This window comes from Mixta mediterraneensis, from assembly GCF_014946725.1.
Lineage (GTDB): Bacteria > Pseudomonadota > Gammaproteobacteria > Enterobacterales > Enterobacteriaceae > Pantoea > Pantoea mediterraneensis.
This window is the reverse complement of sequence record NZ_JACFXY010000002.1, coordinates 228,308-240,695: the sequence shown is the minus strand read 5'-3', so window position 1 is coordinate 240,695 and position 12,388 is coordinate 228,308. Positions and strand designations below refer to the sequence as shown.

The 12,388-nt window shown below is 51.0% G+C and carries 6 protein-coding genes and 2 pseudogenes; 1 reads left to right on the top strand and 7 read right to left on the bottom strand.

The features are described from left to right. The first annotated feature begins 383 nt into the window (after nucleotides 1-383). Nucleotides 384-1,541: an FAD-dependent urate hydroxylase HpxO gene (gene hpxO / locus H2P46_RS05275; RefSeq protein WP_193404145.1), complete on the top strand. Its 1,158-nt coding sequence runs from the start codon at nucleotides 384-386 to the stop codon at nucleotides 1,539-1,541. A gap of 57 nt (nucleotides 1,542-1,598) precedes the next feature. On the opposite strand, the gene dcp is transcribed toward hpxO, so the two are convergent. The 7 genes and pseudogenes from dcp to H2P46_RS05240 form a co-directional block, all read right to left on the bottom strand. Then, nucleotides 1,599-3,641: a peptidyl-dipeptidase Dcp gene (gene dcp, locus H2P46_RS05270; RefSeq protein WP_193404144.1), complete on the bottom strand. Its 2,043-nt coding sequence runs from the start codon at nucleotides 3,639-3,641 to the stop codon at nucleotides 1,599-1,601. Nucleotides 3,642-3,706: 65 nt separating this feature from the next. Continuing rightward, a complete protein-coding gene (gene xdhC / locus H2P46_RS05265) occupies nucleotides 3,707-4,474 on the bottom strand; it encodes a xanthine dehydrogenase accessory protein XdhC (protein WP_193404143.1) in 768 nt (255 codons plus the stop codon). Further along, nucleotides 4,461-6,746: pseudogene (gene xdhB / locus H2P46_RS05260) on the bottom strand (xanthine dehydrogenase molybdopterin binding subunit); the annotation flags it as partial. The pseudogene xdhB and the gene xdhC, both read right to left, overlap by 14 nt. A gap of 583 nt (nucleotides 6,747-7,329) precedes the next feature. Then, nucleotides 7,330-8,085, bottom strand: a pseudogene (locus tag H2P46_RS05255) (CDP-diacylglycerol diphosphatase). Next, nucleotides 8,085-8,453, bottom strand: a complete 369-nt coding sequence (locus H2P46_RS05250) for a PhoPQ-activated pathogenicity-related family protein (protein WP_238938937.1) — start codon at nucleotides 8,451-8,453, stop codon at nucleotides 8,085-8,087. The pseudogene H2P46_RS05255 and the gene H2P46_RS05250 overlap by 1 nt, the downstream one beginning before the upstream one ends. A 100-nt stretch (nucleotides 8,454-8,553) precedes the next feature. After that, nucleotides 8,554-9,135, bottom strand: coding sequence for a recombinase family protein (locus tag H2P46_RS05245; RefSeq protein WP_193404142.1), 582 nt, complete (start codon nucleotides 9,133-9,135; stop codon nucleotides 8,554-8,556). 117 nt (nucleotides 9,136-9,252) lie between these two features. Beyond that, on the bottom strand, nucleotides 9,253-12,204 hold the full coding sequence (locus tag H2P46_RS05240) for a Tn3 family transposase (protein ID WP_193404141.1): 2,952 nt from the start codon (nucleotides 12,202-12,204) through the stop codon (nucleotides 9,253-9,255). Nucleotides 12,205-12,388: the final 184 nt, after the last annotated feature.

The following is a 12,388-nucleotide window of genomic DNA, read 5'->3' as shown; positions in this document are numbered from 1 at the left end:
TGAAGACGCCATCGGTATTATCAGGCGTCATGGTGAAACACCAGACGCGCACTATCTAAAATCAGTTGATAACTTTTAAACTGATTAGCAAAACTGTAAAAAAAAGGAAAATTTATACTGGCAATGCTTAACTAAAATGGAGTTATGCCCCCTGCTATCACCCACCTGAAACAAAAGATACAGGCTGCTTTTCAGCCAATCCATACGCACCATTATGGGGCGCAATTGCACCATCTAACAGTGCAAATCAAAAATCCCCTTCTGCCGTAACCATCGACATGAAGATGTTATTTGCTGATTCTTAAGTGATAAAATGCGTATTGCACACTCTTTTTCAGTTGGTACGAAAGTTGCAAAGATAACATCAAACTGAAGGAGACACTATGAAAGCAATTGTGATCGGCGGTGGTATTGGCGGCATGAGTACGGCGATTGCGCTGGAAAAGATGGGTTATGAAACAGCTGTTTTTGAAGCAGTTAAAGAAATTAAACCGGTGGGTGCCGCAATATCCATCTGGCCAAATGGCGTTAAATGCTTAAACGCATTAGGGATGAAAGCTTCCCTGCGCGCATTAGGCGGCAATATGACGTATATGGCATATAACGATTTCGCAACCGGTACAACCTTAACGCGTTTTAGCATGGCCCCGCTGGTGCAACAGGTTGGAGAATATCCGTACCCGGTTGCCAGGGCAGAATTGCAAGCCATGTTGATTGATACCTATGGCCGTTCGCGCGTTAACGTTGGCAAACGCGTTATTCAGGTAGAGCAAAACGAAAACGGCGTAATCTCCACGTTCGACGATAACAGCCAGGCCAGCGGTGATTTTTTGATTGCAGCCGACGGCACACATTCAGTGATTCGGCAATATGTATTAGGCGAAACCCTCGAACGCCGCTATGCCGGTTATGTGAACTGGAACGGCCTGGTTGAGACGGATGAAAGCATCGCTCCCGCTAATCAATGGACCACATTTGTAGGTGAAGGTAAGCGCGTCTCGTTAATGCCTGTTAGTGGTAATCTTTTTTACTTCTTTTTTGATGTGCCTTTGCCGAAAGGTCTGGCGGAAGATCGCAGCACGGTAAAAAAAGATCTGCGTGGCTATTTTAGCGGCTGGGCTGAACCGGTGCAGAAGCTGATCGCGGCTATCAATCCAGACACGACAAATCGGGTCGAGATCCATGATATTGAGCCCTTCAGTCGTTTTGTCAAAGGCCGAATCGCATTGCTTGGCGACGCCGCCCACAGTACCACGCCCGATATTGGCCAGGGTGGATGCGCAGCAATGGAAGATGCGATTGTGCTGGCATCAACGCTGGCGGCGCATTCGTTAGGTATTGAAGATGCGCTACTGCGTTACCAGGCGCGTCGCGTTGAACGCGTAAAAGATTTAGTACTGAAGGCGCGTAAGCGAAGCGATGTCACACACGCTAAAAATCCAGCGATTACCGCTGAATGGTATCGATCGCTTAAAACGGAAACCGGTGAGCATGTACTGGCGGGAATGTGTGAAACCATTGAAGGTGGTCCGCTCGGTTAATTCAGGAAGAAGGCAACAGGCGGTGGCAAACCAGCCCACCGCCCTGCTATTAACCGCTTATTCAGCTAAACCGCGATTCTTCAGCATCGGTCCAGTTTGCGGTTCTGCCCCCCGCCAGCTTGCATACAGCTTTTTCAAATCACTGCTGTTGCCGCGCGACAGGATTTTTTCACGGAAAATCTGGCCATTTTCGCGCGTTAATCCGCCGTTTTCGACAAACCACTGATAGCCGTCATCAGCCAGCATCTGCGTCCAGATATAGGCATAATAACCCGCCGCATAGCCGCCGCCCCAGATATGCTGAAAATAGCTGGAACGATAGCGTGGCGGAACGGCCGCTAATGCCAGATTATCGCTTTGCAGCGCCTGCTGTTCAAAGCTGTCCACTGAGGATACAGCCGTGCTGCTGTTCAGGCTGTGCCAGTGCAAATCCAGCAGCGCGGCTGCCAGCAATTCGCTCATGTCATAGCCTTTATTGAATTTTTCGGCGCGAATGATTTTCTCATGCAGTCCGGCGGGCATCGCTTCGCCCGTTTGATAATGACGTGCAAAATGGCGAAATACCTGCTTTTCGCTGGCCCAGTGCTCGTTGAGCTGCGATGGAAATTCGACAAAATCACGTGGCGTGGCGGTGCCAGATAAACTGGGATACCGCTGGCTGGCAAACAGCCCATGCAGAGTATGCCCAAATTCGTGGAACAGTGTGATGACATCATCCCAGCTTAATAATGCCGGTTCACCGGCTGGTGGTTTTGTGTAGTTGCACACGTTGTAAATCACCGGTTTGCTATTCAGCAGCGTGGACTGATTGACAAAATTGCTCATCCACGCGCCGCCGCCCTTGCTGTCACGCTTGAAAAAATCGGTGTAGAACAGCGCCATCGGCGTGTTATCCGCATCGAAAATCTCATATACCTGCACATCAGGATGATAAACCGGCAAATCATGGCGCTCAGTGAAGGTAACACCGAATAGCTGAGTCGCTGCCCAAAAAACACCGTTTTTCAGTACCGTGTTCAGCTCAAAGTAGGGTTTGATTTGGCTTTCATCCAGATCATATTGCGCATGGCGTACCTGCCCGGCGTAAAAGCGCCAGTCCCACGCGCTCAGGGTAAAACCACCGTGTTGCTGATCAATGGTTTGCTGAATCACTGAGGCTTCACGTTCGGCACGGGCGCGGGCGGCGGGAACAATGTTACGCATAAAAGCAAAAGCGGCATCCGGCGTTTTCGCCATTTGATCCTGTAATTGCCAGGCCGCAAAACTGGCGAAACCCAATAGTTTTGCCTGTTCGGCGCGCACTTGCGCCAGACGCAGCACTAACGCTCGCGTATCGTTATCATCGCCCTTTTCGCAGCGTGTCCAGGCCGCGTGGAACAGGGTCTGGCGGGTATCGCGATTGATCAAACTTTGTAAGGCAGGTTGCTGAGTCGTGTTTTGCAATACCAGCAGCCAGCTCTTTTCCAGACCACGCGCCTGCGCTGCCGCCTGTGCTACCGCAAGATCCGCCGCGCTCAAGCCAGCAAGCTGTTGTGCCTCTGCTATGACTAAACCGCCAGCTTTGGTTGCCGCCAGCAGTTTATTAGTGAATTTCGTGCTCAGCTGGGCCGCTTCCTGGTTCAGCGCTTTTAGCGCCTGCTTTTGCGCGTCTGGCAGATTAGCGCCTGCCAGTTGAAAATGTTGCCAGGTGACTTCAACTAAACGTTTGGATTCAGCGTCCAGTTTTGCTCGCTGTTGGTACACCGCATCCAGGCGGTCGAACAGCGAGCGATTGAGCGTAATTTCATCATCCAGCGCCGTAAGCTGCGGGCTAATCTCTTCATCAATCTGTTGCAGATAATCGCTGGTATGCGCAGACGTCATCGCACTAAACACTAAATTAACGCGATTTAATAACTGACCGCTGCGTTCCAGCGCTTCATAGGTATTAAGGAAAGTCGGCTCATCTTTATTACTGGCAATCGCCAGCACGTCCTGGCGCTTCTCTTCAATACCGGCCTGTAAAGCGGGCAAAAAATCCTGCTCCTGAATCTGATCAAAGGGCGGAGCCTGATACGGCAAGGGGCTGACACTGAAGAAAGGGTTCTGTCGGGTATTCATGATGATGACTCCTGGACGACCAACGCAAAAAACTCATCCTGGCAGGTTGCCTGCTGTTGAACAACTCAGACGAGCACCTGCTGCTGATAAATACTGATAATTTCGCCAGCAATCGCGACGGGAAGCTTGCCTTTTACATCGGGTAAACCAATCGGGCAACGCAGGCACGCCAGGCTATCGGCTGGAATGCCTTTGCCTTCCAGCCGATAGCGAAACCGCTGTGCTTTGGTTTGTGAGCCAATCACACCGGCATAACGGAAATCACCGCGCTTTAAAATCGCTTCGCTCAGCGCCAGATCAAGCGGATGATGATGGGTCATCACCACAAAATAGCTACCGGGTGCCGCTTGTGCCACGCAATCCAGCGGATCTTCTGGTTGAATTACCACCACCCCTGGCGGGACATGGGTAAACTGCCCGGCACGACTGTCGATCCAGCTGATGTGACAGGGTAACGTTGACAGCAGATTGACCAGCGCCAGACCAACGTGCCCTGCGCCATAAACCTGGATCATCGGCTGCGCCTGCAATAGCGGTTCAAACAGCAGGGTTGTCATACCGCCGCAGCATTGCCCGAGGCGTGCGCCAAGAGAAAAATTTTCGCTGTGCGGCGTTTGCTGGCCGCTCTGCAACATGTCGCGCGCCTGGGCGATGCATTGATATTCAAGATGGCCGCCGCCGATGGTCAGAAAAGTTTCATGGGGCGTCACTACCATTTTGCTGCCGCTATCGCGCGGCACCGAACCGCGCTCGCTTAGAACGGTAATTAATACGCAGCTTTGACGCTTTTCACGCAGCACGTGCAGCACGGTAATCCAGTCATGATAAATCATCACACGCTCCTGCCAGCCGCTGTGCGCCCCAAAATACCCGTTCAGGCGTGGCGGGCGCATCCAGCATCGGATGCTGGCGATAGCCATCAACGCTGGCAATGGCATCCTGTAATGCGCACCAGGCGGCAATACCGAGCATAAATGGCGGTTCGCCGACCGCTTTGGAATGGAACACGGTGTCCTGCGGATTCTGACGATTTTCTACCAGCGTGACGCGCATATCGGGCGGCACATCGCTGATCGCCGGAATTTTATAGCTGGCCGGGCCGTCAGTGAGCAGCCGCCCTTTGTCATTCCACACCAGCTCTTCGCAGGTCAGCCATCCCAGCCCCTGCACGAAACCGCCCTCCACCTGACCGGTATCAATCGCTGGATTAAGGGATGCGCCAACGTCATGCAGAATATCGGCTCGCAACAGGCGATATTCACCGGTCAGCGTATCAATCACCACCTCGCAGCAGGCGGCCCCGTAAGCAAAGTAGTAGAACGGCTTACCCCGGCCGGCCAGACGGTCATAATGAATACCCGGCACGCGATAATAGCCGTTTGCTGACAGCGGCACCTGATTAAACCATGCCAGCTGTGCCACTTCGGCAAAGGTGTAATATTTTTCACCCGCGTGAATGATGCCGTTGCGGAAACCTATTGCGCTGGCGCTGCAATTGTGGATTTTGCAGAGCATTTTCGTTAACCGATCTCGCAGAATCTCAGCCGCGTTCTGTGCCGCTTTACCGTTCAGATCGGTGTCGCTTGAAGCCGCAGTTGGTGAGGTATTAGGGACTTTGCCGGTATCAGTGGCGGTGATTTGGATCTTATCGACGTCAATTTGCAATACTTCGGCTACGATCTGCGCCACTTTGGTGTTCAGGCCCTGGCCCATCTCGGTGCCGCCGTGATTAAGCTGAACCGTGCCGTCGGTGTAAATCAAGATCAACGCGCCAGCCTGATTGAGAAAACTTGAGGTGAATGAGATACCAAATTTAACGGGTGTCAGCGCCAGCCCACGTTTCAGAAACGGGCTGTTGGCGTTGAAATGGGTTATCTCAGCGCGGCGTTCCTGATATGCGCTGCTGCGCTCCAGCTGTTCGGTCATCTCATCCAGCAGATTATCCTCAACCTGCTGATGATAATGGGTGATGTTACGTTCGGTTTTACCGTAGTAGTTGCGCTTGCGCAGCGTCAGAGGATCCAGGCCGCGTTCGCGGGCGATATGATCCATGATCTGTTCAATCGCCACCATGCCTTGTGGGCCGCCAAAGCCGCGATAAGCAGTGTTCGAGGCCGTATTGGTGCGGCAGCGATACCCGGTAATCAGCGCATCACCTAAGTAATACGCGTTATCAGCGTGGAACATAGCGCGATCAACGATCGATCCACTAAGATCGAGTGAATAACCGCAGTTTCCGGCCAGATCAATTTTTACGCCGCAAAGTCGTCCTTCATCATCGACGCCCACCTCGTAGCGGACAAAGAATGGATGACGCTTACCGGTAATGCGCATGTCGTCACGTCGTGCCAGACGCATTTTCACGGCGCGCCCGGTTTGCCGTGCCGCCACGGCGCATAAGCATGCGACACCAGCGGCCTGGGTTTCTTTGCCTCCAAATCCCCCGCCCATACGGCGCATATCAATGGTGACTTTATTCATGGTAATACCCATGACTTCAGCCACCAGCTTTTGTACTTCGGTTGGGTTTTGCGTGGAGGAAAAAACCTGCAGCGTGCTGTCCTCGCCAGGGATGACAAGCGCCGTCTGCGTTTCCAGATAGAAATGCTCCTGTCCCCCGATATGAAATTGCCCTTTAATGCGATGTGGCGCACGCGCTAACGCCGCATCAGCGTCTCCTCGCTGATGAACATGCGGCTCCTGGACAAAACTGCCTTGTGCCAGGGCCTGTTCGACATCTAACAACGGCTCCAGCACTTCATATTCGATGATAGCGGCTTCAGCGCCCAGGCGAGCAGCGTCGGCTGTTTCGGCGGCGACGGCAATGATGATTTGTCCAGCGTAATCAACTTTTTCGTGTGCCAGCAGCGGCTCGCCCGGTTCAAGTGGGCCAACATCGTTGACGCCCGGTACATCTTGCCAGGTTAATACGCTGACTACGCCGGGAATGGCGTAACAAGGCTGAATATCTAAACGCGTAATATGCGCATGGGCATGTTCGCTCAAACGTGGACACAGATGTAGCAGCCCCGGTAACTCAGACTTATCATCAATGTAAATTGCTTCGCCGGAAACGTGTTTTTCTGCGCTTTCATGCTTATTGGCCTAGTGGGAGCGAAGCTGCAAAATGCGACATCTGATTTTTAACTGGATCTGAGTAAAAATCACTCACCTGTGAGATATTTGTCGATGCAATTACCCATTGATGATTCAGGGAGTTGAAATGTTGTCACAGGAGCGGACTTTTGATGACTGGGACAAGTGGCGTTTGTTTACAGCCTCCCACTCACAGCTTCAGCCCCCCTTTGTTAAATTTATCCTGTTGATTTTCTTTTTGTATATTGCGATGTAGCCCGAAAAAATAAGGCGGTTTTATATAGAAATAAAAAACCCCGCCTCATTGGGTTACGTAATGAGGCGGGGCTAATGAGATGGTCATCCCCACCCTGTGAGCGGTGTTCAGACCGGAGACATGGTGTACACTTTTTAACATTGTTTACCCATCTGAATGACCTCTTTTTGAGGTCGATTACACCCACTTTATGACTGTACCACCACACTTCATAAACACCGTCAGCGCCACTTTCGTTTGTCCCCAATGGCGAAAAATCAGCCAAACGGTTCTGGGGGATGGATGGTTTTAATTACCTATATGTGAAATCGGATCCTCGACGGGCTGTTATAACCTTCAGTTCCCCGCCACATTGCATTGATAGTCCTGAATTTCGCCAGCCGAACCCAGATTCAGATCGGTCAACTTCAAACGGTTCGCCAACAGCAGCATCTCGCCCTGCGGACTGACAACCAACGCCAGACCATAATTGCTGATGCTGTCGCCCTGCTCAACCACATAGTTTTGCAGCAAGCGAAAAGGATCTTCTTTAGTCAAATCGGTATCCGACAATTTTCTGGCCAGATATTGATGGCCGACCAATTTCACCGCCAACGGACGCCACTATTGATCAATTTGGTGTGCCTGTTCACTCAGCACGTTATAGACATCCTGCCGCAAGCAGGCAACGTGAATATGCAGTTGATTTTGAGAGCGGCCATACTTCGAATTGACCGCCAGAGAAACCCATGCATCTTTTAACGGTTTACCCATTTCTGTGGAGATATGTGTGCGGTTATTCCAAGCTACAGCGAGATAAGGCGGAGCCTTTTCTGTTTGCAATGTGGGGCTCTCGATGCCGCTGACTTTTTCGGTCGGCATTACCAGATCGTGGTAAGGACCCTTGTTATCTTTAAAGAGCACATAACCATCGGTTAAATCGACCCTTAAGCACGGTGCCGGATTATTGTTCTGCTGCTGATTAGGTACGCACTGCTGGCTGACGATCTGCCATAGTGCATTCGGATTGCCACGCCCGAAGAACCACCACAGCACTGCAGCCAGCAGTAAAATAACAAGCAAAATAATTAATAGTCTGAAAATTCTTTTCATCACGACGCCTTGTTGTCTATTTGATACTGGAGTGCCCGTTTGTGGGAGGTACTGGCATCCCTGACACCATTGTTGTTGCTGCCGTTATTGATCAATTTTTTCTCTGGCGGAAGCAGGTATATAGATATCGCTCCCGTTCTGCCAGCGTCCGGAGAGACGACGCCTTGCGGAGACCATATCTGTGAATTCAGGTTATACCTTTTAAGCATAGCTCTGGGGTGTTGTACTTTTTCCAGAAGATAATAATCTAGAGGAAGTGACACAAGTGATATCCGGTAATCCGAAATGACATGTGCCACATTGGTATTTTTATTTTTTTCACCTGCAGGCAACGCCAGACAGGCTGGCGAGATTAACAGCATCGCCATATATAATGTTCTAATTTTAATCAGAAAACTCCTTTTAGACAGTAAAAAATCATTTAACACAGACACTAACTTTGATGCTCATTCGCCTTAATGCTAAATGTTAACCTCCGGCCTTATCCCGCAAACGACTAACAGTCTGCCGCGAGGTGCCAAATTCTCTGGCAATAGCGCTAATGCTTGCTCCAGCGTTAAGACGTTCCAGCACCACCTTTTGCTGTTCCTCATTGAGTGACGAAGGGCGACCGAAGCGTTTTCCCGAAGCCCTAGCTCGCGCAATACCCGAATGCGTGCGCTCAATCAGCAGGTCTTTCTCAAACTCAGCGACAGCCGAGATCACCTGCATGGTCATTTTCCCCGCCGGGCTGGTCAGATCCACGCCACCCAGGGCCAGGCAGTGAACCCTGATACCCGATGCCGCCAGTTGTTCCACCGTTTTCCTGACGTCCATAGCGTTTCGTCCAAGACGATCCAGTTTAGTGACAATCAGAACATCGCCATTTTCCATTCTGTCGAGCAGGCGGGTAAATCCCGGGCGCTCGCTGGCAGCAACGGAGCCACTGATGTGCTCCTCGAGCAGCCGCTGGGATTTGACGGCAAAACCGGCAGCCTCTATTTCCCTGCGCTGGTTTTCCGTGTTCTGCTCCAGTGTGGAAACACGGCAGTAGGCAAAAGCGCGTGACATAGTTAAAATCCCGTCCGAAAAGTATGTCCGAATCATAATGCATATCCGAAATTAATTTCACTTACTTTCGGACAGTATTGAGATCCAGTGTACGAAACCGAACGGTTCCGGACACTATCAGGCGGCCAGCGCCAGCCGCTGATCCATGTTCAGCTCGATACGACCATACGGATTAACATGGTGGTATATCAATGGCGTCAGACCACGCCAGTCTTCTTCTGTCATTCGCTGCTGCCAGAGCGGCTCTGCCAGCACATTCTGGATCAACAATGTATTGATATAGACCAGACTGATTTGCAACAGGTGCAGAGAGAGCATCGACAGCTCCTGATCCGCAGGCCGGTTGCTGGTGAATTCTCCGTGTTCGCCATAAAAAATAAATTTATTGGCACTGTTCCAGTTTTCAACGACGTTGAGACCCGCATTAATTTCGCAACGCAGTGACTCATCGTGCAAATAACGGCAGAGGAAGATAGTCTTAATCGCTTTGCCCAGCTCTGCGAGTGCCTTATAGGTAGGGTGCTGAATGTTATTGCGGGTGAATCGTCGTAATATGGCCTCGGGTTCTGCTGTTCCGGTTCTCAGTGCCGCAGTATATTTGATTATCTCGTCATACTGTTGTGCAATAAGCTCCCAGTCGATCCCCCGGGTTAAAACCGGCGTCAAATGCGGGTACAACGAGGCATCTTCCTTTTCACACACATACAGTTTCTGTCGGGCGATCGCTTTCAGGCGCGGCAACAGATCGAACCCCAGCACATCACTGAACGCAAAAGCCACCTCACTTTGCCCGTGGCTGTCCACATACTGGTGGTTGATTTCCATGTCGGTACAGTGCTGCAGAACACCTTCCATCATCGCGGCCAACTCCGATGAGGAACAGCGGCGCAATTGTGAATAAATACACGTGGAGTGCGTATCCACATGCCAGTAAATCATCACGCCACGCCCGCCATAACGGGCATGCCATTCTGTCATCAGATTCTGATCATACGCACCAAACTTTCGGGAGTCGGCAGCACAGGATGTCGTCGCATTTCCCCAGATAGCGGGCTGACGAATACGGAAAATACCGTTCACAATATGTGAAATCGTTGAGCGTAAAGCATCTTTCTGAATAAACCGTCGTTTAACGTAGCGCAATTCATCATAGTTAACGCGGGGTTGCTGGCTGGCGATACGCTTCAGGCCTACATTGGTACCGAGGCCAAACAGACATAACAACAGGCGGCGTTGTAATACCCCGGGCTCAAGTACTTCCCGACTGGCAGATGTGCGAAATAACGACGAGAAATGTTCCCGTAAATCCACCTCCTTGAGTATGTCTATCAACTCCAGGTCGGCCCAGCGCTGGCCTATTTCCTGCTTCAGCGCTGCTGTGTTGGGTGGCTCCGCTTGTTTATCCAGCGGCGTCAGGTGGATACGATTTTTCCCCTGTTCCCTGATACGAAGTTTGGGATTATCCGGCAGTCCATTATTCAGCGTACCGAGCCAATAATGCATCCTGTCCTGGATTTGGTTAATAAAGGTTGTCGCATCAGTGGGTGCCTGCAACAGGGAATAATAATATGCGCGATTGGTGGCAAAATCGGCAGGGAGATCTTCTGCCGGATCACGATAACGATCAGCGCCGGTGACCCAGATTTCTTTGTTGCGCAGACTCTTGCGTAAGGCCCGTAACACACAGATTTCATAGTTGATACGATTAATACGCTCTTCACCGGACGGGCTCTGTACGATGACAACATCCCGCCATTTTTTCTGAATAATACCGTCAACAGGCACATCACCCACCGCATAGAAATGCTGATTGCTGGTCCTGTTTTCCTTAATAATCTGGATGGCATCAATCACAGGGCGATACAGAGCGTTGCCGGACTGAAACTCAAGCCGGTCCAGTACCGGCATCAACATCCGACGATAATGGCTACCGTAAGAAGAACGCATGGATTCATGTACTTCCTGTTCGGTATTTACCCCAAGTGTTTTGAATTCATCGACCAGATTTTGCAGCATTTTCTGTGAGACAACGGGATAGACAACGTCCTTTATGACGCCGTCCGGCTGATCAACAGTGGCCTCGGCCATGCGGAACAGCAGACGCGCCTTGCCCCTTACTTTTTTAAACGCCGCAAACTGCTTTTTATCGACCTTTTTTTCAGCCCGGGTGCCGAGGTTATGGATTAGCACCATCAACATCTCAATCAACGCATCGGTCAATTGCTGGCGGCGACGCCAGCAAAACATAGCGACCATGCTGTAACGGATCGCTGAAGGGTGGCGACGAAGATCCCTGATCGATTCACTGGCACACCGTTGTTGAAACTGCACGATGAATTTAGGGGATATTCCCTGAAAAATATTCGGCTGTAGCGCAACACTATCGAGACATTTTAGCTGGGCGATGACGGAAAGGACATTCTCCAGACTGGGCCTTCCCGGGTCAGCTTTGAGACCACTGAAGGTAACTTCGTTTATTCTGGCAGTGCCCGGTTCTTCGGCGGACAGTAAGTGATTGATGGCAACCTTACTGTCGAGTGAAAGTCGGGTAAATATGGTGTTTTGTTGTTTTATTTCAAACTGGTGTACGACTGAACGTATAATCCGATCCAGATGCTCGGCGGCGGGCCGTTCAATCTGCTGCTCCTGACACCAGTCAGTAACAAGTTCGCTGCCTTGTACAGCCTGCGGGTTTAACGGGAGGATAAATTCGGTTAACCAGGCGCTGAGCCTTGCTATATCAGCTTTATCTGGGAGCCTGACACCCAGATAGCGACGAATATTCTGGCGGTGCCGCTGAGCCTGCCGCCCCTGAAGCGGGTAGTTTTCAAGAGATACCGAAGTGCATCCGATCTGCCCGGCAATAGCATGCACAACACCTGAAGGGAAATCGTTTAATGATTCAGGGTAATGGCCCTGTACCTGTCGGAATTTTAGTTGAATGGCAAATCCCAGGCGCCCTGTATCGGTCATTCCTGGTAACAGGGAAAGTTCATCAGCAAGCAAACACCACTCGTCCCTGTTATCAAAAGTCTGCTCCGGTGACGACATCACAACTCCCTGGATCATCAGTGGTTAACCGCTATGGCAACCATTTCACAGGTGAGTAATTTTTACTCAGATCCAGTTCAAAAAAGTCAGATGTCGCATTTTGCAGCTTCGCTCCCACTAGGCCTTATTGCTGCGGCCCACGCCGCTTTGCAGTTCCGCTGCAAACTGCGCTTTGATCACCGCTTCCGAAAGTTCAGGACGA